Below are 26081 nucleotides of genomic sequence, written 5' to 3' on the forward strand. Positions count from 1 at the left end.
CCGGGAACTGAAACTATGAATTTGAAGGGGAGTTTTTAGTATGGCTGTGGATTTTAAGGTTTTGCAAAAAATAAAAGGCAACCCTAGCACTGAGGTAGCCCCTGAGCGTAGGTTAAAGATTAACCCCGGACAGGATTATGTCTATGATTTGCCTAAGGAACTTATTTTTGCTGTAAATGCAGAATTTCCTGTGGAAAGTCTTTTTAACTCGGATAAAGAAATTGGCGCAGATCTTTTGGAAGAAAAGGGAAAGTATTTTATGGCAGTCCTGATAAAAAACACAGATTCAGAAGTCTTCCGAGATCGGACTGCGGATATGATCGAACGAGTTGCTGAGCAAACCGGAATTCGTTTTCCTCACGTCTTTGAAAGATATGTTGAGCATGCAATTTTGGCTCTGCGTCCCAGAGATGCTTGGACTGTCACTGAAGCGACTACAAAGCAATTAAAGGTTCGCAGTTTTAACTGCTCTTTAGGAAAAAGGTTTTCTGAAAAAGGAATTGATTGCCGGTCATTCTGCTTTGCGGCTTATCAAGCAGCAGCGGAAAAAGTCGGAGTTCCAGTCAATATAACTTGTAATAACGATGCTAACGACGGCGGGCTATGTGAACTCGCTTTTCAAAAGCAATAAGGAGGCCGAACTGTGCACATCGGACATAACGCAGATGATCTGGATCATGAAAGTTTGGCTATGAGGCATCTGGGTGAGGGGATTCTCAAGGAGCGTGCCGGTTATCTTTATGAAGCTTTAAACGAGTATATGTTAGCCGGTGCCCTTGACCCAGAATCTGAATTCATTAAAGAAAAGCTGAGTGAATTGAAAAGGAAAATGGGCCTTTAAAGAGAATGGTTATTACCTATTTGGCAAAGGTGGGCAGAGGAGTATGATTAGTAAAGAATTAATCGGCCGCGAAAGTGAAGCAATAGCTTTAAAAATTAGACTTGAAGACGTACGCAGGTTTGCTGAAGCCATTGGAGTGCGGTTCGATGGCCGAGTTCCTGCTACCTTTGTAGGAACATTGGTTCAAGCAAACATACCAGGAGTACAATTGCCGACTCCCGGTATGATTCACGGTGAACAAAGAATAACATACTATCGACCGCTCAATGTGGGGGATAGCCTAACGTATAAGAAGAGCATCAAAGACGTTTACGAAGGTCGCGGCAAGTTCGGGAAGAATACTTTTATTGTGCTTGAAACAACGGGGTATGATTTGACTGGGGAATTGGTGTTTTCCAGTAGTTCTGTCCTAATCCAGCCATCTAAGGAGGAAGGGGAATGAAAAGTCTATTAGATTATCAGGTTTCAGATCAACTTCCTGTCCGTGAATGGATCCCGAGCGATTTGCAAGTTCGCCAGTATGCCGAAGCTTCAGGGGATTTTAATCCTATTCATCTTGATGACGATTATGCACGCCAAGCAGGCTTGGAGGGAACAATTGTCCACGGAATGTTAACTATGGCCCAAATGGCGGCCATGGTAACAGATTGGATGGGTGAAGAAGGAATTATCAGTAAATTCAATGTGCGTTTTGAACAAATAGTACGACCAGGAGATATAATTACATGTTCTGGAAATATAAAAGTCCGCTCTGAAAACACCTTGGTTTGTAATTTAGAGGCCTTTAACAACCAACAGAAACGAGTTATGTCAGGACTAGCACATGTTTCACTCAGGCGATGAACGTTCATTCAAGATCCTTGTGTGCGGATTTATATACACTTTAACAAATTAATGCTCCAGAAACAAAAAAGACTTAGATTAGGTCTTTTTTGTGTTTCTGGGGCATTGATATAGTATAATATTAAGAATATTTAAACTATTACCAGAGATTTTCCTTTACTTCAATTGGCTTACTCCTATATAATGATTACAAAATAAGTTTAAATGGGGGATAATCATGAGTGTCGGAGCCCATGCAGTCACAACCAGCGATTTTCCACGATGGGATAGAGAACTTTTGTTCCAGATATTGGATAGTATTCATGATGTTGTGCTCGTTATTGATTCCGATACAACGATTGTTTATGCAAATGAGGCTTATGCAAAAATTCTTGGGGTACCTGTGGCCAAAGTATTAGGACGGAGATTAGATAAAATTGAGCCAAAAGCAGCAGCTATAGAGATATTACATACAGGTAAGGCAACCAGTGGCAGAGACTACTTAGAATCTTTAGGTATCGATGTAGTAGGCAGCTCCTTCCCTTTATATAATGGAGAAGTAATTATTGGTTGTGTTTCAACATTCAAGAATATAACAGAAGTTGTTCAATTAAACCGTGAACTTCAACAAACAAAAGGTTTGGCCGATTATTTAAAAGAGCAGTTAGAACAATGGGAACACCTGCCGCTTTCTTTTAAAGAATATGTAGGACAAAATAGAAATGTAAAAGAGACCTTAATCTTGGCAGCTAAGGTTGCCCGCACGGATAGTACAGTATTAATCCGTGGTGAAAGTGGTGTTGGTAAGGAAGTATTAGCTAGAGCAGTACATAATAGCAGCCGTCGTAAAGATAAACCTCTGATTAAAGTGAATTGTGCTGCAATCCCTGAAGATCTCATCGAGAGTGAACTGTTTGGCTATGAAGATGGAGCTTTTACCGGGGCCAAAAAAGGGGGAAAACTTGGTAAATTTGAGCTGGCCCATGGCGGTACAATCTTTTTAGACGAAATTGGGGATATGAGCTATACAATGCAAGCGAAATTACTAAGAGTCTTGCAAGAGAAAGAGTTTGAAAGAGTCGGGGGAACTAAAACTATCAAGGTTGATATTCGGGTGATCGCGGCCACCAACCGAGATTTGGAAAGTATGATTAAACAAGGTACTTTTAGACGAGATCTATATTATCGCTTAAATATTGTCCCTCTTAATCTAAATCCCTTACGAGAACGCAAAGATGATATTTTAGCTCTCGCTAAAACATTTTTAGATCAGTTTGCCCGTGAGGTTGGGCATGAGTTAACTCTCGCTCCCCAGGTTGTTGGTTTTTTCCAAGAGTATGATTGGCCGGGCAACATTCGAGAGCTGCAAAATGTTTTAGAGCACGCAAGTATAGTGTGCAGTGGCCTGACAATAGAGATGTATCATCTGCCAGGTCAAATATTACCGACGCATGAGGAGCAATTAAAACAGAAGAAACCTTCTTCGGTTAAAGAAATTGTTGCTTCCGTTGAAAAAGAACTAATCCTCTCAGCCTTAGTAACTCATAAAAACAACCGTACGAAGGCAATGAAGGCTCTGGGCTATTCAAGGAGAGTATTTTACGATAAGTTACACAGATATGGTATAGACTAACAATGATTTGTGCGTTTTACGCACGGTTTTAAAATCGAGAATTAAGCTTTGTACCAATTTCCATACAGATTGTAAACCTCCAGTCAGGCAAATTTGCTTGACTGGAGGTTTATTTTACACTTGGCAGAAATAACTTGATAGTGCTGGTTTTTTTAAGGGTAACTTTTCCCCGTTTTAAGTAACTAGGAACCCGACTATTGCTGGTTTTACTACTATGTAAGGATGCTAGCGCTAATGTCTCAATTATTCTAATTTGACCAGTTTGGGAGTTTGTTAAAATAAGTTTCTAATCAGGCATGATTTTTGCTAGTCTTGAATGCTGAGTCAGTATTCAGAAAATTTAAAGAAGTCTATTCTTGTAGGGAGGTAATGAAATGGCTTATGAAACAATCCTTGTAGAAATAGAGGACGGCATAGCAATGCTTACGCTTAATCGTCCTGCGGTACTTAATGCTCTTAATGATCAAGTTTTCAGCGAACTGGCAGAAGCCGCTGCGAAGATTGCCAATGACCCCTCGGTAAGGGTAATAATTATTACCGGTGGTGAGAAGGTGTTTGCGGCCGGTGCGGATATTGGGCAGATGGCTTCTGCTACCGCAGTTGAAGTGACAATTAGTAACAGACCTTCCCATCGAGCCCTCCAGATCATTGAAAATATGCCTCAGCCTGTCATTGCTGCCATTGCAGGATATGCTTTGGGAGGCGGGTGTGAACTGACCCTGGTAGCGGATGTGCGCATAGCAGCGGACAACGCCCAGTTTGGCTTACCGGAAATAAAGCTGGGCATTCTGCCGGGAGCAGGAGGAACCCAGCGTTTACCTCGTTTAATTGGTGCTGGTAGAGCAAAAGAACTTATATTCAGCGGGGATTTTATCAAAGCTGAAGAAGCCTTACGCATAGGTCTAGTCAATAAAGTCGTGCCTGCTGATCTGTTATTCTCTGAAGCTAAGAAAATGGCCAAGCGATTTGCAGATCGAGGGGCTGTGGCTTTACGTATGGCTAAATCCTCTGTGAATGAGGGGCTTAGAATGGATCTTGAAGCAGGGCTGCAGTATGAACATAAGTGTTTCAGCCTTCTTTTTGCAACTGAGGATCAAAAAGAAGGGATGAAAGCTTTTTTGGAAAAGAGACCGGCAAAATTTCTGGGCCGTTAGGAATCTATGAAGAAATACTTAATGGGTTAGATTGTTTAGAAAATCCTGTCGATTTTAAAACTAACCATAAATTGAAAGGGGTTTGAATATGAGGACTAGAGCTCAGTATATTGAGAGATTAGGAAAGATGAACAACAACCTCTATTGCAATGGACAGAAAATGGATAGGCTTGATGAGCGTCAAGAAGGAACGATTAATGTTATGGGCTTAACCTTTGATGCAGCTTGGGATCCGGCTAGTAAGGAACTATGTACTGTGACATCTCATCTTACCGGAGAAATTATTAATCGTTTCAACCATATTCATCAGAGCGTAGAGGATCTGCATAAAAAGCAAGATATGACACGATTTATGTGTAATAAGGTGGGGCAGTGTATTCAAAGGTGTATGGGAATAGATGCAGCTAATGCCATTAATGCCGTTTCTTACGAAGCACAAAAGTCACCAAAAGCTAAAACCGCTTATCATGATAACTGGCTTAAGTGGCTGGAAAGATTTCAAAGGGAGGATCTAGTCGCAAGCTGCGCCCAGACCGACGTTAAAGGTGCTCGTCTTAAACGGCCGGCTGAACAGGAAGATCCGGACATGTACGTGCATGTGGTGGAAGAAAGGAGCGACGGCATCATAGTTCGTGGTTCTAAAGTCCACATTTCTGAAGCCTCCATCTCTGATGAAATCCTGGTTGTTCCTAATCGGGCTCTCAAAAAGGGTGAAGAAGCTTATGCCTTGGCTTTTGCTGTACCATCTGATTACGAAGGAATAAAGCAGGTTGTTCATATACACAATCCTCGTAAGCGTGACCATTATGAGAGGGGAATTGAGTATGGCTATACCGATTCTTATATCATCTTTGAGGATTGTTTCATTCCTTGGGAAAGAGTTTTCCTATGTGGGGAAGTTCAGCACGGAGGTATTGCTGCTCTTTTGTTTGCCTTGTTCCATAGGCATTCCTACTCCGGATGTAAGCCGGCCATGCTCGATTATGTCATCGGTCTGAGCGGTCTGGCAGCAGAAATTAATGGTATTGAGAATACGCCCCATGTGCGTGAGATGTTATCGAAACTAATCATGACGGGTGAACTGGGTTATGCAGCAGGTTATACTGCTTCTGATTTAGGTAAGCCTGAAGTCTATATTCCAGGTGTGGGAGTTATGAAGTATGGGCCCGGTGGCTATATTCCCAATTCAATCTATGCCAACGTAGGCAGGTGTCTAACCGGGGAGGCAGTTTTCCATGAGCAAGAAATTCTCTGCAATATTGCTGGTGGTATGCCGGCAACCTTCCCTTATGAAAAAGACCTTGCAAATCCAGAAACTAAACAATTGTTGGAAAAATATCTGAACAGAAATCCGAAAATCCCCATTGAGGATCAAATCAAGTATTGGCTGAATTTTGTTGACTTTGGACTTTCCAGTTTTTCTGGGCCTACTCAATATGGTGCTTATCATGGCGGTGGATCGCCAATTATGGAGCAGATTGCCATTACATCCCAATATGATCTTGAATCAAAAAAGGATATTGTGCGGGCAATTGCAGGTATGTCAGCAAGGACTACAAAAAAATAACCGTAAGAAGAGGTATTCTTATACGAAAGATTTCAGAGTTTTATCAAGAAATGTAGTAATAATGGCTAAACAGAGAGGATGGTTGCCATGGCTAGTAATTTCCTTTTTAGCAATCGGGATCATAAATTTATCATCAAAGAGTGGCTGAATGGAGGGAAAATTCTCGGCTTAAAACGCTTTCAGGACTATCTGAGTATTGAGGATGTCGATGGAATTCTCGATCAGTCTTTAAAAGTGTGCAAAGAGGTTGTCGCTCCTACAAACGATGATGGGGACACAATAGGAGCAATTTTCAAGGATGGAAAAGTAACTGTTCCGCCATCCTTTCATAAGGCCTACAAGTATATCCAAGAAAACGGGTGGGGGGCCAGCAATAGTGACGTAGAAGGAGAGGGCGCACTTCCGGAGATCCTTAATCAAGCTGTACGGGAGTTTATTATTGGTGCTAACCCGTCAATGTCCCCTTATATTGGCTTGAGTGGTGGTATTGGTTCGGTGATTAAAGCCTTTGGATCACCGGAACAGATTGCCCTTTATACGCCAAAAATGTTCCAGGGGATTTGGGAAGGAACTATGTGTTTAACTGAACCCGGTGGGGGTTCTGATGTTGGAGATATGACCTCAAAAGCTTACGCGACAGAGAATCCCCTAATTTATAAGATGAAAGGCACAAAGTGTTTTATTACCGGCGGAGATCACGATCTGACTGAAAACATCATTCATTTAGTATTAGCTCGGGTCGATGGAGCGGCACCAGGCACAAAAGGTTTGTCCTTATTCATTGTACCCAAGATCTGGGTTAATGAAGACGGAAGTTTGGGAGAGTCCAACGACGTTTCTACAGTTGGAATTGAACACAAAATGGGTCTTAAGGGATCTTCGACGGCAGTGCTTAGTTTTGGAGAAGAAGGTCAATGTCGGGGTGTGTTATTAGGAAGCGCACCTGATGAGAGAGGTTTTGGACAGGGCATGGCCCAGATGTTTAAGATGATCAATGGATCACGGTTAGATACAGGACACAGCGCCCTGGCAGTGGCAACTGTAGCCTACAATAATTCTGTACATTACGCTAAAGAACGTGTTCAGGGTCGACCCATTCACAATCCCAAAGGGGATAGAGTTCCGATTATTCAACATGAAGACATCCGTCGTATGTTGCTGACTCAAAAGGCAACCTTGGAAGCAATGAGAGCGATGATTTTCCAAGGCTACTTCTTTCAGGATTTAATTGAATTTGGGGATGATCCTGCTGATGTAGCTAAGGCAAAACGTTTCATTGAAGTTATAACACCTCTTGTTAAAGCCTACTGCTCTGACCAAGGTTGGTTGATGATTACCGAAGCCATTCAGGTTTTAGGAGGGTATGGCTTCACAGAGGAGTACCCGGTGGCTCGTCAAGCAAGGGATGTCAAGATCTATTCAATCTGGGAAGGAACTAATTTCATTCAATCCATGGACTTAGTGGGACGCAAATGGAATTTGGATAAAGGAACCATCTTCAAAGAATGGATTATGGAAATAGCTGAGTTTGTGCAGGTGAACCAGAATCATGAAACCTTTGCCCGCGAGTTCCAGGTACTGGGCAAAGCATTGTTGGCATATCAAGACTTATTAGGTACAGTGTTAGGCTATTTCAAAGAAAATATCAGACTTGTTCCTTTGTACAGTACAAGAATTCTTAGGATTACTGCGGAACTGTATAGCGGTTATTTACTCATACAACAGGCAATTGTGGCGCAGACAAAACTAAACCAAGGCAATGAGGATAAAGACTTTTACCAAGGGAAAGTACAGAGTGCCAGATTTTATATTCTAAATATTTTGCCTGATGTTATGGCGACTGTGAAGATTATCAAGGAAGCAGATACTTCGGCTATTGATATTCCGGAAGGGGCATTTTAACAATGAGAATAGAGGATGTTAAGAAAATATGTGTCATTGGTGCAGGAAATATGGGGCATCAAATAGCTTTGAGTGCAGCATTAGCTGGCTTTAAGGTCAGCTGTACGGATATCAGCCTTCAAATGCTTGAAAAAGCCGAAGAATTTGCCCGCACTTATTTGCCAGAGCGAGTTAGCAAAGGTAAATTAACTCAACAAATGGCAGACCAAGGATTGTCCAATATTTCCTTTACCCAAAGCCTTGAAGAAGCAGCGGGAGATGCCGACTTTGTCATTGAGGCTGCAGTGGAAATGATTAACGTAAAGCGCAAGCTCTTTGCGGATTTAGACAGGATTACTCCTCCTCAGGCAATTTTGGCAACCAATAGTTCCTTTATTGTCAGTTCTAAGATAGCAGATGCCACAAAACGTCCGGATAAAGTATGCAATATGCATTTTTTCAATCCTGCCCTTGTCATGAAGCTTGTTGAGGTAGTACAAGGCCCGCATACTTCTACGGAAACTGCACAGTTAACAATGGATTTATGCGAAAAGATGGGCAAGAATGGTGTTTTACTTAAGAAGGAGATCTACGGATTTTTAGTTAATCGAATCCTTGCAGCACTTCACCATGAGGCTCAGTTTTTGGCTGATATGGGGATTGCCACACCTGAGGAGATTGATGTCGCAGTAACCAATGCCTTAGGTCATCCCATGGGCCCTTTCCGTTTGCTGGATTTCACGGGCATAGACCTAGCTTATTATATCGGTATGGAAAGGTATCAAGAAACTCAAGATCTTAAAGATAAGCCTTCGCCATTAATTGTAGAGAAGTTTGCTAAGGGAGAATGGGGTAGGAAGACGAAAAAGGGTTTTTACGCTTATGAGTGAACTCCGCCATCTCACCAATCAATCTTTCAAAGGAGAAGGTAGTTTCAATGATCAAAAAAGCAGTTTCACTTGTTAAAGTAACGGATGTTTATGAATCTCTTCAAAAATGTCTGAGATTGTGCGATGGACTTGCTGGTCTAAATACGAAGGATAAGATCCTAATTAAACCGAACATCGTCAGTTGGGACTTCGATTTGCCTTTTCCTCCTTACGGTGTCATTACCACTAGTGCAGTGATGGGTGCTTTGGTTCGTATTTTGGCGGAGCATGGTTTTAATGATTTGACAATTGGTGAAGGCGCAGTTCTTACGTCAAAGCCCCAGGGAGATGCTGTTTATGACAGGATTGGATATAAAAAGTTACAAGAACGTTTTGGTGTTAAACTTGTGGACTTTAACCAAGGAGAATTTAAAACTGTAGACTACGGAGAAGGTTTACTACTGGATGTAGCCAAATCTGCTTTGGAAGCAGACAAAATTATTAATGTACCCGTTTTAAAAACTCACAATCTAGCAAAAGTGTCTTTGGGCATCAAAAATCTCAAAGGGTGCCTCAATAAGAAGTCAAAACAGACTTGTCATGGTGTGGGCGATAAGGAACTAAGCAGCATGTTTCCTCGAATTATTGAAAAGTTACCCGTCACCTTGACTATCATAGATGGCCTTTATACCTTAGAAAAAGGTCCCGGACCAACTGGAAAGGCGTTTAGAAAAGATCTCTTGATAGCGTCACGCGATCCTTTTGCTTGTGATCTTGTAGGGTCGGCTGTCTTAGGTTATGAAGCGAAGGAGGTGATCCATCTAACCAATTATGCCCAACGTCATGGCTGTAGTTTAGAACTGTCAGATTATGAGGTCAGAGGGGAAAGTGTCAAAGATCATCGGGAATATGTGGACTACGATTGGGAATGGTCAGAAGATGATACCGGTCCCATCGGATTTCAAAAAAGGGGAATAACAGGACTGTCAATTCGCAAGTATGACAGCAGTTTGTGCACAGGCTGTTCAGTTCAGTATAATCCAATGCTGATACTTTTCGGATCAGCTTTTAATGGGGAGCCTTTCCCCAACGTAGAGCTAGTCAGCGGCAAGCAGAAGCTCGCCTCCAGCGGCTTTGACAAGACAGTTCTCTTTGGAAAGTGCGCTTGTCACTTGAATAAAGAGAATCCCAATATTAAGAAGGCTATCCCACTTTGGGGGTGTCCGCCTGATTTAGAAAAGTTCGTTGAGGCCTTGGATGAAGAGGGGATTAGGTGCGACTATAAAGAGTATGTGCGTTTTCGGCACTACTTGATAGGTCGTTACCAAGAGGAGGATGGTTTTAAGATTGGCGATTGGTCAATTGAATAATTATGAACATTAAGTAGAGAGTTAAAAAAATACCAAGAAACTCAAGAAATGAGAGGAGGATTTAAATGCAGATTCATAAAGTTGCGGTAATAGGATCAGGTGTTATGGGAAGTACGATTGCAGCACTTTTGGCAAATGCCGGGATCCCAAGCCTGTTACTGGATATTGTACCATCTAAGCTTTCAGCAAAGGATGAGGCTGCAGGATTGACCCTGGAAGACCCTAAGGTTCGAAATAGCATTGCCGAAGGGAATAAAAGCAAGCTCATAAAAATGAATCCCGCTCCACTTTTAGTGCCGGAGTTTGCAGATCGTATAGAGGTAGGAAACCTAAGCGATGATTTAGGACGCTTAAATGAAGTGGATTGGGTCATTGAAGTTGTGGTCGAGCGCCTCGATATAAAAATTGATCTTTTCCAAAAGATTGCTGCAATTGTTCGGCCGGGGACTATTGTTAGTTCAAATACTTCAGGGATTTCCCTAAAAGCAATGGTTGAGGGGCTTCCAGAGAGCTTTACGAATTATTTCTTGGGAACCCACTTTTTCAATCCTCCACGTTATATGAAACTTTTAGAGATCATACCTGGCCCCAATACTGATCCCGAGGTTGTCAAATTCATGGTCGAGTTTGGAGAACGTGTCTTAGGCAAAGGGGTGGTTATGTGCAAGGATACCCCTAACTTTATTGCTAATCGGATCGGTGCTATTGGTTCACCGGTTATACTTAAGGAAATGCTTCGAACAGGATTAACTGTAGAGGAAGTCGATGCCTTAACCGGACCGGTTATGGGCCGTCCAAAGAGTGCCTCATTCCGCACCATAGACCTTGTCGGGTTAGATACCTTTATTCATTCAAACAACAATGTTGCTGAAGGTGTACCTGGCGAAAAAGACAGTTTCATACTGCCCGAGTTTATTCATACTATGTTGAAAAGTGGTTGGTTAGGGGATAAGACCAAGCAGGGTTTTTACAAAAAAACTAAAGGGCCACAAGGTAAAGTCATTGAAGTCTTGGACATTAATACTTTGACCTATGGCCCGCAGAAAAAGGTTCAATTTGCTTCCTTAGATAAGGCCAAACAAGCTAAGGGGTTGCCGGAAAAGCTCCGCACTTTGGTTAATGGTGAAGATGTGGGAGCTGAGTTTGCTTGGAATATTTTGAAAGCATCCCTGCTTTATGCAGCTACCATTGTCAAGGATATTGCCGAGGATATTACAGCCATCGATCAAGCCATGCGTTGGGGATATAACTGGGAAATGGGCCCCTTTGAATTATGGGATGCTTTAGGAGTTAAAGCAATTGCTGATCGTATCCAAGCCGAAGGCGGCACCGTCCCACCACTTGTGGAAGAACTGCTTTCTAAAGGGTATACAAGTTTCTATCGGAAGACGGAAGATGGACAGACGGCATATTATAGCGATGGGAATTATCATCAAAAAACCGTAAGCCCTTATGCCTTTTCCTTTAAGCAAGCTCATAAAGCCGGTAAAGTTATTATGGGGAACGCCGGAGCAAGCTTAATTGATCTTGAAGATGGAGTCGCTTGCTTAGAATTTCATTCCCCTAACAATTCTATTGGCGAAGATATCGTAACCATGATCCAAAAATCACTTCAAGAAGTTGAAAAGAATTACCTGGGTATGGTTATCGGAAATCAAGGAAAGAACTTTTGCGTAGGTGCAAACCTGATGCTCATTCTCATGGAAGCGGAAGAAGAGAATTGGGATCAAATTGACGTAATGATTCGTGCCTTACAAGATCAGACAATGGCTTTGAAATATGCTAAGAAACCTATTGTTGCGGCTCCTTTTGGGATGACACTTGGTGGCGGCGCAGAAATTTGCTTGCATACTCACTCTATTCAAGCCTCTTCAGAAACCTATATGGGACTCGTGGAAATGGGGGTTGGCTTAATCCCCGGCGGCGGCGGGACCAAAGAAATGGCTGTAAGAGCAATGGACGGGATTCTTCCCGGTATTCAAGTGGCGCCAGATTATTTCTTTGCTAAGCGGTTTGAAGCAATTGCTATGGCCCAAGTTTCAACAAGTGCCGAAAAAGCTCGTCAGCTGGGTTACTTGCGTGATCATGATCGTTACAGTATGAATTCTGAACATATCATTTTAGATGCTAAGGCCAGAGTGATTGATTTGGCACGAAACTTCAGGCCGAATCTGCGGAAGAAGGTTAAAATTGCTGGTCCCGGTGTTCGTGGTACTTTGGAGCTGGGCTTATATGGCATGCGCCAAGGAAACTATATCTCGGATTATGACCAACATATGGGTAAAAAACTTGCTTATGCTATGACAGGTGGGGATCGACCTGCAGGAATGCTCGTTGATGAGCAATATCTCTTGGATCTTGAACGAGAAGCCTTTATGAGCTTACTAGGCGAAGCGAAGACTCAAGATCGTATTCGTCATATGCTCGCCAAAGGCAAGCCATTACGGAATTAGGGGGGGAGAAGAATGCAAGAAGCCTTTATTGTACAAGCTAAACGAACTGCTATTGCAAAATCGGGGAAAGGATCCTTGGCTCAAGTCAGACCCGACGATTTAGGCGCGTATGTTATCCAAGATATCCTTAAAAGTGTTCCGGCTCTTGATACCAAAGACATTGAAGACCTTGTTATTGGTTGTTCCTTTCCCGAAGCAGAACAGGGAATGAACGTTGCCAGGATTATGGCTTTGCGCACAGGTCTCCCAATTGATGTGTGCGGAGTAACAATTAATCGCTTTTGCTCATCAGGGCTGCAGGCTATTTCCATGGCAGCAGACCGAATTCGTTTGGGTGAAGCAGATGTTATGATTGGCGGAGGGATCGAGAGCATGTCGATGGTTCCCATGGGTGGCGCCAAACCTGCTCCTAATCCATATATGATTGTAAACTGCCCTGAAGCATATATTTCCATGGGCATTACTGCGGAGAATGTAGCGGAAAAGTATGAAGTGAGCCGTGAACAACAAGATGAGTTTGCCGCCGGTAGCCATAAGAAAGCCTGGGCTGCTCAAACCAGTGGGCGCTTTGATGATGAGATTGTGCCTGTTCCCTTGCCAACATGGGGAAAACCGGAAGAAAAATGGTTTGGCAAAGATGAGGGGATTCGCCCGGAAACTACGGTTGAGTCTTTGGCAAAATTAAGACCTGCTTTCAAGGCTGGTGGCTCAGTCACGGCTGGAAATTCTTCTCAGACCAGTGATGGAGCGGCAATGACGCTTTTAATGTCGGAACAGAAAGTTAAAGATTTAGGCATAACCCCGTTGGCTGTCTGGCGTGGATTTGCCATGGCAGGTGTGGAACCGGAGCTTATGGGTATTGGCCCGATTAAGGCTATTCCTAAAGTTCTAAAACAAGTTGGTTTGACCTTGGATCAAATTGATTTGTTCGAACTGAATGAAGCTTTTGCGTCTCAATCACTGGCAATCTTAAAGACTCTGGGGATAGACCCAGCAAAAGTAAATGTCAATGGAGGGGCGATTGCATTTGGGCATCCCCTCGGTTGTACTGGGGCTAAGCTTACCGCAACGCTGTTAAGTGAAATGACTAAGCGGAAGCTGAAATATGGTATGGTGACCATGTGTATCGGTGGCGGCATGGGGGCTGCTGGGGTTTACGAGTTACTATAGGGTCTTTGTGAAAGTAAGGGGTCTATGAAAGTAAGGGGCAAATTGCCCTGTTCACACACGTTGCGTTCACTGGCTCGTTGGATGCTGAAGGAATTGCGCCAACCTCTGGGTCGCTCAAGGGAGTGAACCTGGGCGCAATTGGCCCTTCAGCATCGGCACTCGCTATAGCGTGAACTTCACTAAAGTGTTCACTGTGCAATTGGCCCCTTAGTTTCTGGCGACTGGGCTGGGAACGTAGGAGTGTATAGTGAATGTTTAGGGTCTTGTGAAAGTAAGGAGCAAATTGCCCTGTTCACACACATCAAAAAACACCCCTATCCGTATAGTATAATTATACTATACGGATAGGGGAATTCTGCTTTTGTCTATATAGCGTTAATAATACATGAAAAACGCCATGCCATCAGTGTTTTGTGCTGGATCACCTGTAGTGCTTCGCACGTGGTAAACTTGACCTCCGAATGATCTCGATTGATTATCAACGATATAAGCATAATCATAATTTCCGGGATTAACCCAACCCATAAATGTATAAGTGTGGCTATACCCTTGAGTGAAAACAATATCACCGGGCTTTAGATTGCCAATGTCCGTATCTTTTTTAAAACCTAGTTTTGAGAGCAAATTACTAAATTGAATGGTATTAGCCATAGAATTGCTAATATTAAAGCCTATTCTCCTCAAGGCTTCAGCTTGAAAATAAACACAGTTATTACTGGTTATTCCGCCATGAAGAGCTAATGCCCTGTTGTGAACGGATACTTGGTTATCTGGATTTAGCATATAGTAATACAGATTGTATTCTACCGTCGAATGAAAACTGCTATAGGGATAGTTGTATTTGTAAGTGTTAATGTTGAACCAATAGTTTTATTAGGTAACAGATTGACAGGTAAACCGCCAAAATTCAACCTAGAGTCAACTGTCGTGATATTAAATAGCGGCGATTGGCTTTGGCCATTTAACAGGTTAACCACATTATTAATGACTTCATCTGGTACAACCACCGACCCGCCCAGAGCAGTAACGTTTGGGGTTGCACCATTTTTATAGAGCTGTGCTAAATACATAGCAATACTATCAGGTACCAATGGTGTGGACGGGTCAATTAGTAGAATGGGGTCGCCATTTAAAGCCGCCAGTATAGTACCTGATAAGGCATCAGGATAGTTTAATCCTGATGCAATGTAGATTGTTTTTGGGTTCGCAGCCAATTGGCTGTATGCTAATGAGGCTGTATCGAATCTAGTTTGTCCTGCGAATCGAGTGATTTTTGAATTAGGGGAAATCGATTTAATCTCATTTTCCACGGAGCCTGATACAACCGCAGTTCCCCCAGCGATATAAATGTTTTTTGGTTCATTGTTTGTTAGGTATTCTTGTGCCCCTTTTGGTAAGCCATTGGTTTGCGTTAATAGAATAGGTGAATTGGTTTGACTAGCAAAACTGGAAATAGCTAACGCATCGGGAAAATTTTGACCACTGGCTATATAAACAGTATCACTCGTCGAGTTTAACTCGTTTACAATTAACTCATTTGTGTCGTACAGGTCTGAGCCACCCAGTCGTTTTATTTGATGACCTTGATTAGAAAGCAAGCTCTCAAAATTGCTCCCTATTACGCTAGTACCGCCGGTTATATATACCGTGCCTTGCGGTCGCAGATGGGCTTGAATATAATCTAGAGCTGCTTTAGATGTTTGGGTATTACGATCAACCAATAAGATTGGAGCACTTAATTCATGGGCTAAAACACTGGCTGACAAAGCATCGGGAAAATCATTGCCGGAAGCCAGTACAACATTACTAACCGTTTGATTAGAAAACTGATTCGCAATGGCAGTTGAAGTTTCGTATCGATCCGAACCATAAAGGCGAGGATTAATGCTGCTACCAGCCAGAGATAAAGTTGCTGTTGTTGCGATAAAAGTTGCCACTAATATGGGTACAATAGCTAAACTAATCAATTTACGATGCTTCATCTCGGCCTCCTTTTTTCTTTAGTACATCGATGAAGTGCTTCAATGTAAAATTATTTGCCCTTTTTCGCATAGGGTTCTTCAAGTTTACCATAAACTTGGACGTTTCTAACCTCGTAATTTTTTCCATTCAATCGGCATAATAAGGAGACAAAAATGCCAAAAGTCATTGACTTGTCTTTTGAATTTCTTGGCAAAGCAAAATAACCTAGCAGGGATTTTATCCAGGCTAGGCTATAAGAAATTCACGCTATAATTTGTTGGCAATAATCTATTTGAATAGTTAAGACATGAAAAAGGGAACCTATACAATCGATTCGTAAAGTATACAGGATTCTTTACCGATTTTATGGTCAATCCATGTTATAAACGGTTGAATCGTAAGGGCACTTATGTTAAGTTTAAACAAACACACAAAGATGAATAATGTAGAGCAAAGGCGCTCAAAGAGATAATTGTACTTCGGGGTTGAGGTACATTCTTTTAGAGTCGCTTTTTTGCTTTATATATTTAAATTCGCAACGAAGGGTGAGTAATATGCAAAGTTATGGTTTGCCAATGAAACAAGGGCTTTACGATCCAGCATTAGAACATGATGCATGTGGAATGGGATTCGTTGTGAATATCAAGGGCGAAAAGTCTCATGGCATTATAGATGAGGCCTTAACTGTATTGGAAAACTTAAGCCACAGAGGGGCAAGCGGGGCGGATGAAAACACCGGTGATGGAGCCGGAATACTAATTCAAATACCTCACGATTTCTTCCAAAGAGAATGTGAAGTTTTGGGCTTTAAAATGCCGGAAAAAGGCAGCTACGGCGTAGGGATGATTTTTGCACATAAGTATGATGATTTCAGAAAAACACAGATGGAGACCTTTGAAAGAATCGTTCAGGAAGAAGGCCAGAAGATCCTCGGCTGGAGAGAAGTTCCCATCGATAAATCAACCATCGGCGAAGGTGCAAAAGCGGTAATGCCCAGATTTATTCAGGTTTTTATCGAAAAAGATCCTAGCATTACTGATGAGATGGACTTTGAAAGAAAGCTGTATATTATCAGAAAAAGGGCCGAACAAGTCATCGTCCCCATGTGTGAAGATAAGGGGGGAACATTCTATGTTGCCAGCCTTTCCTGCAAAACAATTGTCTATAAGGGCATGCTCACAGCTGAGCAACTAAGAAACTTTTATCTTGATCTTTCCGATCTTGATTTCGTATCGGCTTTAGCAATGGTTCATTCAAGGTTCAGCACAAACACCTTCCCAAGCTGGGAGAGGGCTCATCCCAACAGATATATTGTTCATAATGGTGAGATTAATACCATTCGAGGCAATGTAAACTGGATGAAAGCTAGACAAAAGTGTATCGCTTCCCCACTATTTGACGATCTCTCAAAAGTCTATCCTATTGTGGACGAGTCAGGCAGTGACTCCGCCATGTTCGACAACAGTTTAGAATTTCTTCACCTAACTGGCAGGTCGCTGCCGCACTCCGTAATGATGATGATTCCTGAACCCTGGGAAAAGAATGAGCAAATGTCTAAAGAAAAGAAGGACTTTTATCAATTCCATGACTTTCTAATGGAGCCTTGGGATGGTCCTGCTGCCATGGGATTTACTGACGGTGTGGTCATCGGTGGAGTATTAGACAGAAATGGACTCAGACCTTCTCGGTATTACGTTACAAAAGATGACAAAGTTGTCTTGGCCTCAGAGGTCGGGGTAATTGATATAAAACCTGAAAATGTAAAATATAAGGGCAGGCTGGAACCTGGCAAAATGCTGCTTATTGATACTCAAGCGCAAAGAATCATCTCAGATGAAGAGTTAAAGCAAAGTGTATCGATAATGCATCCTTATGAAGAATGGAACAACCGCCATATCGTCAAACTCAGCGATCTGCCTGTTGAGAAAGCAAAGGAAGAGAAGGTGAGCGAAGACCTAATTCAGCAACAGAAGGCTTTTGGTTATACCTTTGAGGATATTACTATGACTATTCAGCCTATGGCGACCCAAGGGGTTGATCCTATTGGCGCGATGGGTATGGATTCACCATTAGCTGTATTATCCGAGAAACCCCAGATGTTGTATCTGTACTTTAAACAGCTCTTTGCTCAAGTTACTAATCCTCCTATTGACGGAATAAGAGAAGAAATAGTTACATCAAGCAGCATGTTGCTGGGTGATACGGGAAACCTTCTTGATCCTGATCAAAGAAACTCAGCCAGTCTGTCCCTTGATTACCCCATACTAACTAATGAACAACTCGAAACCATTAAGCAGCTAAACAATGGCAGGCTCAAAGCTGCCACCCTTTCCATACTTTATAAGGCCTCGGAAGGGGTAAGCTCTATGGAAAAGGCTTTAGATAGAGTTTTCGCAGAAGCCGACAAGGCTATCAGTGCAGGTGCAAATATTATTATTCTCTCAGACCGGGGCGTCAATGAAGAACTTGCAGCAATTCCTGCGCTTCTGGCATCCTCAGGACTTCATCACCATCTTATTAGACGAGAAATTAGAACCAATTTAGGAATCGTCTTAGAATCTGGGGAGCCGAGAGAAGTCCACCATTTCTGTACTTTAATTGGTTATGGGGTCACTGCAATCAACCCGTATTTGGCCTATGAAACAATTCAAGACCTGGCTGAAAAAGACGTATTAAACGGGCTTAGTTATGCAGAGGCTAAAAAGAATTATATAAAAGCTGGGGTAAAAGGGGTTCTTAAGGTACTCACAAAAATGGGGATTTCCACGATGAGAAGTTATCATGGTGCCCAAATCTTTGAGGCGGTAGGGCTTAAAAAGGAGCTTATTGATAAGTACTTCACTTTTACCCCCTCCAGACTAGAGGGTATAGGACTTGAAGAAATTGCCCAAGAAAATCAAATGCGGCACGAAAGCGCATTCGATGAGAATTCACTCTACACTGATTCTCTTGAAGTAGGCGGACACTTCCAATGTAAGGATGATGGGGAAATCCATCTCTATAATCCTGAAACTATCTATATGCTGCAAAGGGCATGTAGGGAAGGAAACTACCACCTCTATAGAGAGTATTCTAAAAAGGTTAATGATGACGAACTCTACACCTTAAGAAATATCCTGGATTTTAAGGTTAATCCCGATGACATCATTCCCATTGAGGAAGTAGAGTCGGTTGATTCGATTGTCAAGCGATTTAAGACCGGAGCTATGTCCTATGGATCTATCAGCAAGGAGGCCCATGAGTGTCTGGCTATTGCCATGAACAGGCTTGGTGGTAAAAGTAACTCCGGTGAAGGCGGAGAAGACTGCGAACGCTTTAAAGTAATGGCCAACGGAGATACAAAAAACAGTGCGATTAAGCAAGTTGCTTCCGGGCGATTTGGCGTTACCAGCAACTACTTGGTAAATGCCCAGGAGATTCAAATTAAGATGGCCCAGGGTGCCAAGCCAGGTGAGGGTGGCCAGCTCCCGGGACGAAAGATTTACCCAAGCATAGCTAAGGTAAGGCATTCAACCCCAGGTGTAGACCTTATTTCACCTCCGCCCCATCATGATATTTATTCCATTGAAGATTTGGCAGAGCTAATATATGATCTAAAAAACGCCAACAGGGATGCACGGATTAACGTTAAACTGGTTTCCGAAGTTGGAGTAGGAACCATCGCTGCAGGAGTAGCAAAAGGAAAAGCAGACGTCATTCTTATCAGTGGATATGATGGAGGAACTGGAGCCTCACCAAGAACAAGTATCAAGAACTCAGGACTTCCATGGGAACTGGGACTTGCCGAGACTCATCAGACCTTGGTTCTAAACAAGTTGAGAGACAGAGTAGTTGTGGAAACTGATGGCAAATTGCTTTCAGGCCGAGACGTAGTTATTGCGGCCATGCTTGGGGCTGAAGAGTACGGATTTGCAACAACACCGCTGATTGCTCTGGGATGTGTGATGATGAGAGTTTGTAATCTTAACACATGCCCAGTAGGAATAGCCACTCAAGATGAGACTCTGAGGAAAAACTTCACAGGGAAGCCAGAGCATGTTGAAAACTTTATGAAATTTATTGCGCAGGAAATGCGTGAGCTTATGGCTAAGCTGGGCTTTAAAACCATCAATGAGATGGTTGGACGCTCGGATAAACTAAAAGCAAAAGAGAATGTAAAGCACTGGAAGGCTAAACACTTAGACCTATCCCAGATTCTTTATCAACCATATGCCGGCGCAGATATCAGTCGATTCAATACCCAGCCCCAGAACCATATGCTGGAACAAACCATGGATATCAAAAAACTTCTGAGAATTTGTAAACCTGCACTCGAAAATCAAACACCAATTCGGGCCAAACTCAAGATCAATAATGTGGACCGAGTTGTCGGCACAGTCATCGGAAGCGAAATTTCTAAGAGATACGCGGAAGCAGGACTTCCTGAAGATACAATTAAGCTTACCTTTGTGGGGTCAGCCGGACAAAGCTTTGGAGCATTTACTCCGAAAGGGTTGTCCCTCGAACTGGAAGGAGATTCTAACGACTATTTAGGAAAAGGTCTTTCAGGGGCAAAAATTTCAGTTTATCCTCCGAAAACCTCCAACTTTGAACCTGAGAAGAATATCCTAATCGGAAATGTTGCTTTCTACGGGGCAACTTCAGGGGAAGCTTATATCAATGGGATAGCAGGAGAAAGATTCTGTGTAAGAAACAGTGGGGTAAAAGCAGTTGTCGAAGGCGTAGGCGATCATGGCTGTGAATATATGACGGGGGGCAAAGTGGTTATTCTGGGCAAAACAGGAAGGAACTTTGCAGCCGGAATGTCTGGTGGAACAGCCTACCTGCTTGACTTTGACGAAGCATATTGCAACAAATCACTGGTTTTGCTGGAGAAAATTGAGTCTGAAGAAGAAATGAATGAAATTCGGGAAATGATCCAAAAGCATGTCGAGAATACCGGCAGTCCTCTGGGCAAGAAGGTTCTGGAGAGCTGGAAAAGCTATTCACTAAGATTCACTAAGGTCATTCCAAAGGATTACAAACGTATGCTTGAAAACATTGATAAAGCTCATAAGGCCGGCTTAGAAGGTGAAGAGGCCTTACTGGTTGCCTTTAAAGAGAATTTTAAAGATGTTTCCAGGACTTAAGTGTGAGGTGGGACTGAAATGGGAAAAGCGACTGGATTCTTAGAGTATAAGAGAGTTAAACCGAAAAAACGATCCCCGGAGGAAAGAATCAAAGACTGGAATGAGATAAGAATTTCACGGGATCCTGATGTTATAAAAACTCAGGGTGCACGATGTATGAACTGTGGAGTACCTTTCTGTCACGGCGGTGTGCTGTTAAATGGCATGGCCTCGGGCTGTCCTCTGCACAATTTAATTCCGGAGTGGAATGAACTGATCTTTAAGGGTCAGTGGGAAGATGCTTATAAAAGGCTGACCAGAACCAGCCCTTTCCCGGAATTTACGTCCAGAGTTTGCCCTGCACCCTGTGAAGGTGCCTGTACTGAAGGCTATATCATGGAGCCAGTTACCATCAACAGTCTGGAGTATGAGATCATTGAGAGAGCCTTTGCTGAAGGGTGGGTAAAGCCCCGAAAGGGTAAGGCCACAGGAAAGAGAATAGCAATTGTCGGTTCCGGTCCGGCAGGACTATCCGCCGCTTATTATTTAAATGCCGTAGGGCATGACGTAACTGTCTATGAGAGAAGCGACAGAGTCGGTGGTTTAATGATGTACGGGATTCCCAACATGAAGCTTGAGAAACAAATTGTTGAAAGACGGTTTGCGTTACTGAAGGAATCTGGAATTCAATTCGTTCTAAATACTGAAGTGGGTAAAGACATCAGTGCTCAGGAGCTGGTTGATCAGTATGATGCAGTAGTGTTGTGCGCAGGGGCAACCAAAGCACGAGGGCTTAACGTTGAAGGGAAAGATCTCAAAGGTGTTCACTTTGCTGTAGATTTTCTAAAGGCTAATACCAAGAGCCTATTGGATTCAAAGCTGCAAGATGGCAATTTCATTAGTGCTAAAGGCAAGAATGTTATTATTATCGGGGGAGGGGACACAGGAACAGACTGCGTAGCCACTTCGATACGGCATGGCTGTGAGAGCGTCTACCAGTTTGAGATCATGCCTGAACCACCCGCCGAGAGAAAAGAAGAGTCTAATCCATGGCCGGAATGGCCGAAGAAACTCAATGTGGATTATGGCCAGGAAGAAGCTATTAGCCTGTATGGAAAAGATCCCAGAAACTATCTTATTTCTACTAAAAAGATTGTCGGAAACGAGAATGGTGAGGTCAGTGAAGTACACACAGTAGAAATCAATTGGGTCAAGAGTCCCTCGGGAAGAATGGTGCCTCAGGAGGTACCCGGAACCGAAAAGATTTGGAAAGCAGATCTGGTTCTCTTGGCCATGGGATTTCTGGGTCCGGAAGATACGATTGCTAATGAGCTCAAGCTTGACAGAGACCCTCAAAGCAATGTAAAAGCTGAATACGAGGTTTTTAAGACCAACTTAGATAAGGTATTTACCGCTGGGGATATGAGAAGGGGACAGAGTCTCATTGTCTGGGCTCTTCAAGAAGGGAAACTTTCTGCCCGGGAAGTTGATAAATACCTCATGGGTAAGAGTGTTATAAAGTAAGTTTGCAGAATGATGATGATTGGTAGAGGGCCCGCAACAAGGAATTTTTGTTGCGGGCCCTCTGTATGACCAATGTGTTAATACTTTGAGTAATTCCAATTTCTATTCTTGACGACCAGTATTCTTTAACCTCTTATTCACTATTAGAATATCATACCTAAAGAAATTTGACTTCAAAGGTGAGATTTCTGCGGTTTACGAATCTTCTCTACATATTCGACTAATTATTACTTAGATGTAAAAACTAGTGGTAAAATTGTATAGTAAGCTAGTTTATGTTAACGTATATTGTGGAAATTTAAAGTGTCTGATTGAAGAGATCTATAGGAGCTATTCTGGTTTGATGATTTAGAAGTGGGGGGGCTCAAAATGATAGCGGTATATAATACAATCAACAATACTATTGTAAAAACTGACAAACCAGAGGTTAAGGGTTCCTGGGTAAATATGATAAATCCATCAGAAGAAGAAATTGCTTTAATAACAAAAGCATTAAAATTAGAAAATGAGTTTTCTATTAGAGACGCCTTAGATGATGAAGAGCGACCTAGGATTGAAGCGGAGAATGATCAAATTTTTGTGATAATTAACGTTCCGATTAGACAGGATGCCACCGTGATTTATGATACAATTCCTTTAGGGATTATATTGACAAAGGATCATTTTGTAACGGTGTGTTTACAAGAAGTCGATGTACTTAAAGATTTCGAATGCGGAAAAGTACGCGGCCTGGAAACCTATAAGAAGACCAGATTTCTCTTTCAAATTCTCTATAAAAGTGCCACATTATATTTGTCATTTCTTAGAGAGATTGAAAAGAAGACCGACGAGATTGAGCTCACCCTCCACAAATCCATGAAAAATCAAGAGTTAATCAGGTTGCTTAATCTTCAAAAAAGTCTTTTATATTTTACAACATCCTTAAAATCGAACGATAAAGTTATGCAGAAGCTTCTGAGAACAAAGGTTCTAAAAATCTATGAAGAGGATCAGGATTTATTGGAAGACGTTATTATTGAGAATAAACAGGCAGTTGAGATGGCAGAAACCTATAGTAACATTTCAAGTAGTATGATGGATGCTTTTGCCTCGATTATTTCCAATAACTTGAACATGGTAATGAAGTTCTTAGCGTCCATTACTATAATTTTAGCGCTGCCTACTATGCTGGCAAGTTTTTTTGGTATGAACGTAAATATACCCTTACAGACGTCAGAACATGGCTTTCTGATAATCGTTGGCATGTCCGTTGTTCTCTGCTGTGGTGGGGTTGTTTTTCTTGCTAAAAGAAAAATGTTTTAAAGAATAAAGAGAGGAATTTAATCTGCAGTGATAGTCAAGATTTCGGTGCGAAATTTAGTTGAGTTTGTACTAAGGCGTGGGGATCTTCAACCGGGTTCTATAGGTGCTTCCAGGGCCTTGGAGGGAATCAAAGCTCATCAGTATATCCAGAAAATCGGCGGATCCGACTATGTACCGGAAGTGTCTCTTAGCTACTCGTATCCTAATCTCGAACATCCATCAAGTTATAAAAGTAATATCTGTGAAAGCCTCACCTTAGAGGTTAATGGTCGTGCTGACGGAATAATTATTAAGGAAACAACTTCATGTATTGATGAAATCAAAACTACGTCCTTGGACTTAGATTTAATTGATGAATCTTTTAACGATTTGTACTGGGCTCAAGCCCAGTGTTATGCATTCATGTATGCGAGCCAAGAGGGTTTAGAGGAAATGGAGACACAGCTTACCTACGTTCAGCTGGATACGAATCAAATTAAAAGGTTTTCGCGGAAGTTTACTCTCATAGAACTCAATGAATTCTTCATTAATCTAGTTGAAGAGTACTTGGTTTGGGCATATCGACTGCAAGAGTGGATTGTAAAAAGAGACGAAAGCATTCGAACAATCCAATTTCCTTTCGGAACTTATAGGCCGGGCCAGCGAGAATTAGCTGTAGCTGTTTATCAAACAATTAAACAAACTCAAAAACTATTTGTCCAAGCTCCTACAGGTATTGGAAAGACAATCGGCACATTATTTCCAGCCTTAAAAGCTGTGGCTGAAGGGCATACAAAGCAGATTTTTTATCTTACCGCAAAAACCATTACTCGAACCGTTGCTGAAAAAGCTTTGCTGGATTTAGATACCCAAGGTCTAAAGGTTAAACGTTTGACCCTAACTGCGAAAAGTAAGATTTGCTTTCTGCCAGAAGAGTCATGTTTGCCTGAAGATTGTCGGTTTGCGCGAGGATATTACGATCGTTTAAGAGTGGCGGTCGATGAAATGTTCAATGAAGATGCTTGGACGAGGCAAACTGTTGAAAATCATGCACGAAGACATTCAATCTGTCCCTTTGAATTTTCTTTGGAATTGGCAAATTGGGCGGATGTGGTTATCTGTGATTATAACTATGTCTTTGATCCTCGGGTTTATTTGAAACATTTATTTCTAGAAGGGGGCGAGTACACCTTTCTGATAGATGAAGCCCATAACTTGGTGGATAGAGCAAGGGATATGTTCTCAGCTGAGTTGGGAAAAGAATCTTGGCTGAGCTTAAAAAGAAAGACCAAAGATGATAACAAACGGCTGACAAAAAGTCTGACCAAAGTTAACTCAGCCCTGGTTAATGAAAAAAAAGATTGTACTGAGACAACGGGAAATGGAGAGAGTGTACAAAAGGAGTCTCCAAATGGATTAATACAAGCTTTGAGGAATTTTATTAAAGAGGCTGAGTACTTTTTGAAGACAAATGATCAACCCTATTCCTGGCAAGAGCAACTCTTAGACCACTATTTCCAAGCTCTTAGCTTTACAAGAACGGCTGATAGTTATGATGAACGTTATATTACTTATAAGTATCTTACTAGAGATGATTTTCAGATAAAATTGTTTTGTCTAGATCCTGCAATGCGTCTTATGGAAGCCTTGGGAAGAGGTAGGTCTGCAGTTCTCTTTTCCGCCACATTGAGTCCGATGGATTATTTTATGAATATTCTGGGTGGGGAGGAAACCTCCTATAAGCTCAAGTTAGCATCTCCTTTTCCAGCAGAGAACCTATGTTTGCTTGTGAATGATCGGATTTCCACCAAGTATAAACAACGTAATTCAACCTACGATCAAGTTGCCGAAGCGATTCAGGCATTGGTACTAACCAGAATGGGTAATTATTTTGCCTTTTTTTCTTCGTATCACTATATGAAGGAAGTCTATTCAAGATTTAGGGAACTTGAACCACGGGTTGAGGTAATTTGCCAGTTTTCGGATATGGAGGAAGAAGAGCGGGAAACTTTTTTGAAAAGGTTCTCTCAAAATCCCAAGCAGACCTTAGTTGGCTTTGTTTTACTTGGAGGGATCTTTGGTGAAGGTATTGACCTTATTGGGGACAGGCTCTCGGGAGCGATTGTAGTAGGGGTAGGGTTACCCCAAGTTTGTATGGAGCGAGAGGTAATCCGTACGTATTTCGAAGCTTCATGTCAATTAGGTTTTGAATTTGCTTATATGTATCCTGGTATGAACAAAGTATTACAAGCAGTCGGAAGAGTAATTCGAACTGAGAAAGATCGCGGGGTAGTGTTGCTAATCGATGAACGTTTCTCAAAGACTGCTTACAAAAGGCTGTTTCCGGAGGAATGGAAAAGTATTACTTTCTGCAGAACCTGTGATAGTATTGTTTCATCTGCTGAACGTTTCTGGACAGTAAAAAATCTTTAAGAAAAAAGAGAGC

General features: G+C 42.1%; 18 protein-coding genes. 16 read left to right on the forward strand and 2 right to left on the reverse strand.

The genetic code is table 11. The annotated features are described in order from the left end of the window. Window positions 1–40: 40 nt before the first annotated feature. From DESMER_RS04160 to DESMER_RS04215, 12 genes are all read left to right on the forward strand, one after another. The gene (locus DESMER_RS04160) at window positions 41–631 is read left to right on the forward strand and encodes a hypothetical protein (protein WP_014901814.1); all 591 of its coding nucleotides are present in this window, start codon (window positions 41–43) and stop codon (window positions 629–631) included. 12 nt (window positions 632–643) lie between these two features. Then, the gene (locus tag DESMER_RS04165) at window positions 644–841 is read left to right on the forward strand and encodes a hypothetical protein (RefSeq protein ID WP_014901815.1); all 198 of its coding nucleotides are present in this window, start codon (window positions 644–646) and stop codon (window positions 839–841) included. 43 nt (window positions 842–884) lie between these two features. Next, the gene (locus tag DESMER_RS04170; RefSeq protein ID WP_014901816.1) at window positions 885–1283 is read left to right on the forward strand and encodes an FAS1-like dehydratase domain-containing protein; all 399 of its coding nucleotides are present in this window, start codon (window positions 885–887) and stop codon (window positions 1281–1283) included. Then, window positions 1280–1684, forward strand: coding sequence for a MaoC/PaaZ C-terminal domain-containing protein (locus DESMER_RS04175; protein WP_014901817.1), 405 nt, complete (start codon window positions 1280–1282; stop codon window positions 1682–1684). Before DESMER_RS04170 ends, DESMER_RS04175 begins: the two co-directional genes overlap by 4 nt. Before the next feature lie 217 nt (window positions 1685–1901). Next, window positions 1902–3296 (forward strand): sigma-54 interaction domain-containing protein, encoded by a 1395-nt coding sequence (locus DESMER_RS04180; protein ID WP_014901818.1) that lies wholly within the window; start codon window positions 1902–1904, stop codon window positions 3294–3296. A 374-nt stretch (window positions 3297–3670) separates the two neighbouring features. Then, window positions 3671–4450, forward strand: a complete 780-nt coding sequence (locus tag DESMER_RS04185) for an enoyl-CoA hydratase/isomerase family protein (protein ID WP_014901819.1) — start codon at window positions 3671–3673, stop codon at window positions 4448–4450. Between the two features lie 88 nt (window positions 4451–4538). Continuing rightward, window positions 4539–6017 (forward strand): 4-hydroxyphenylacetate 3-hydroxylase family protein, encoded by a 1479-nt coding sequence (locus DESMER_RS04190; RefSeq protein WP_014901820.1) that lies wholly within the window; start codon window positions 4539–4541, stop codon window positions 6015–6017. An 87-nt stretch (window positions 6018–6104) separates the two neighbouring features. After that, window positions 6105–7919 carry an acyl-CoA dehydrogenase family protein gene (locus DESMER_RS04195; protein WP_014901821.1) on the forward strand — a complete coding sequence of 605 codons (1815 nt, stop codon included), beginning with the start codon at window positions 6105–6107 and terminating at the stop codon, window positions 7917–7919. Between the two features lie 2 nt (window positions 7920–7921). Further along, the gene (locus tag DESMER_RS04200; protein ID WP_014901822.1) at window positions 7922–8788 is read left to right on the forward strand and encodes a 3-hydroxyacyl-CoA dehydrogenase family protein; all 867 of its coding nucleotides are present in this window, start codon (window positions 7922–7924) and stop codon (window positions 8786–8788) included. A gap of 47 nt (window positions 8789–8835) precedes the next feature. Next, window positions 8836–10137: a DUF362 domain-containing protein gene (locus DESMER_RS04205; protein ID WP_014901823.1), complete on the forward strand. Its 1302-nt coding sequence runs from the start codon at window positions 8836–8838 to the stop codon at window positions 10135–10137. 65 nt (window positions 10138–10202) lie between these two features. After that, window positions 10203–12590: a 3-hydroxyacyl-CoA dehydrogenase/enoyl-CoA hydratase family protein gene (locus DESMER_RS04210; RefSeq protein ID WP_014901824.1), complete on the forward strand. Its 2388-nt coding sequence runs from the start codon at window positions 10203–10205 to the stop codon at window positions 12588–12590. Between the two features lie 12 nt (window positions 12591–12602). Continuing rightward, on the forward strand, window positions 12603–13760 hold the full coding sequence (locus DESMER_RS04215) for an acetyl-CoA C-acyltransferase (protein ID WP_014901825.1): 1158 nt from the start codon (window positions 12603–12605) through the stop codon (window positions 13758–13760). Window positions 13761–14135: 375 nt separating this feature from the next. Here DESMER_RS04215 and DESMER_RS22525 read toward each other — a convergent pair whose 3' ends face one another. Both DESMER_RS22525 and DESMER_RS04225 read right to left on the reverse strand, forming a co-directional pair. Beyond that, window positions 14136–14543 (reverse strand): hypothetical protein, encoded by a 408-nt coding sequence (locus DESMER_RS22525; RefSeq protein ID WP_148275256.1) that lies wholly within the window; start codon window positions 14541–14543, stop codon window positions 14136–14138. Window positions 14544–14563: 20 nt separating this feature from the next. Next, entirely contained in the window at window positions 14564–15742 is a 1179-nt protein-coding gene (locus tag DESMER_RS04225; RefSeq protein WP_014901826.1) for a cell wall-binding repeat-containing protein, read from the reverse strand. Between the two features lie 534 nt (window positions 15743–16276). Between DESMER_RS04225 and gltB the strand changes: the two genes are divergently transcribed. The 4 genes from gltB to DESMER_RS04245 all read left to right on the forward strand — a co-directional run bounded on the left by gltB (window position 16277) and on the right by DESMER_RS04245 (window position 26068). After that, complete coding sequence (gltB, locus tag DESMER_RS04230; RefSeq protein ID WP_014901827.1) at window positions 16277–20851, forward strand: glutamate synthase large subunit; 4575 nt, start codon at window positions 16277–16279, stop codon at window positions 20849–20851. An 18-nt stretch (window positions 20852–20869) separates the two neighbouring features. Continuing rightward, a complete protein-coding gene (locus tag DESMER_RS04235; RefSeq protein ID WP_014901828.1) occupies window positions 20870–22354 on the forward strand; it encodes a glutamate synthase subunit beta in 1485 nt (494 codons plus the stop codon). Between the two features lie 369 nt (window positions 22355–22723). Beyond that, window positions 22724–23656: a magnesium transporter CorA family protein gene (locus tag DESMER_RS04240; protein WP_014901829.1), complete on the forward strand. Its 933-nt coding sequence runs from the start codon at window positions 22724–22726 to the stop codon at window positions 23654–23656. Window positions 23657–23683: 27 nt separating this feature from the next. Beyond that, window positions 23684–26068 (forward strand): ATP-dependent DNA helicase, encoded by a 2385-nt coding sequence (locus DESMER_RS04245; protein WP_014901830.1) that lies wholly within the window; start codon window positions 23684–23686, stop codon window positions 26066–26068. Window positions 26069–26081 lie beyond the last annotated feature (13 nt).

Origin of the sequence: Desulfosporosinus meridiei DSM 13257 (assembly GCF_000231385.2) — a bacterium.
Taxonomy (GTDB): Bacteria; Bacillota; Desulfitobacteriia; order Desulfitobacteriales; family Desulfitobacteriaceae; genus Desulfosporosinus; species Desulfosporosinus meridiei.

What these genes read in the sequence shown, in the direction of transcription:
- DESMER_RS04160 (WP_014901814.1), top strand. Translation starts at nt 41, where the DNA reads ATGGCTGTGGATTTTAAGGTTTTGCAAAAAATAAAAGGCAACCCTAGC.
- DESMER_RS04170 (WP_014901816.1), top strand. Translation starts at nt 885, where the DNA reads ATGATTAGTAAAGAATTAATCGGCCGCGAAAGTGAAGCAATAGCTTTA.
- DESMER_RS04175 (WP_014901817.1), top strand. Translation starts at nt 1,280, where the DNA reads ATGAAAAGTCTATTAGATTATCAGGTTTCAGATCAACTTCCTGTCCGT.
- DESMER_RS04180 (WP_014901818.1), top strand. Translation starts at nt 1,902, where the DNA reads ATGAGTGTCGGAGCCCATGCAGTCACAACCAGCGATTTTCCACGATGG.
- DESMER_RS04185 (WP_014901819.1), top strand. Translation starts at nt 3,671, where the DNA reads ATGGCTTATGAAACAATCCTTGTAGAAATAGAGGACGGCATAGCAATG.
- DESMER_RS04190 (WP_014901820.1), top strand. Translation starts at nt 4,539, where the DNA reads ATGAGGACTAGAGCTCAGTATATTGAGAGATTAGGAAAGATGAACAAC.
- DESMER_RS04195 (WP_014901821.1), top strand. Translation starts at nt 6,105, where the DNA reads ATGGCTAGTAATTTCCTTTTTAGCAATCGGGATCATAAATTTATCATC.
- DESMER_RS04200 (WP_014901822.1), top strand. Translation starts at nt 7,922, where the DNA reads ATGAGAATAGAGGATGTTAAGAAAATATGTGTCATTGGTGCAGGAAAT.
- DESMER_RS04205 (WP_014901823.1), top strand. Translation starts at nt 8,836, where the DNA reads ATGATCAAAAAAGCAGTTTCACTTGTTAAAGTAACGGATGTTTATGAA.
- DESMER_RS04210 (WP_014901824.1), top strand. Translation starts at nt 10,203, where the DNA reads ATGCAGATTCATAAAGTTGCGGTAATAGGATCAGGTGTTATGGGAAGT.
- DESMER_RS04215 (WP_014901825.1), top strand. Translation starts at nt 12,603, where the DNA reads ATGCAAGAAGCCTTTATTGTACAAGCTAAACGAACTGCTATTGCAAAA.
- DESMER_RS22525 (WP_148275256.1), bottom strand. Translation starts at nt 14,543, where the DNA reads ATGCTAAATCCAGATAACCAAGTATCCGTTCACAACAGGGCATTAGCT.
- DESMER_RS04225 (WP_014901826.1), bottom strand. Translation starts at nt 15,742, where the DNA reads ATGAAGCATCGTAAATTGATTAGTTTAGCTATTGTACCCATATTAGTG.
- gltB (WP_014901827.1), top strand. Translation starts at nt 16,277, where the DNA reads ATGCAAAGTTATGGTTTGCCAATGAAACAAGGGCTTTACGATCCAGCA.
- DESMER_RS04235 (WP_014901828.1), top strand. Translation starts at nt 20,870, where the DNA reads ATGGGAAAAGCGACTGGATTCTTAGAGTATAAGAGAGTTAAACCGAAA.
- DESMER_RS04240 (WP_014901829.1), top strand. Translation starts at nt 22,724, where the DNA reads ATGATAGCGGTATATAATACAATCAACAATACTATTGTAAAAACTGAC.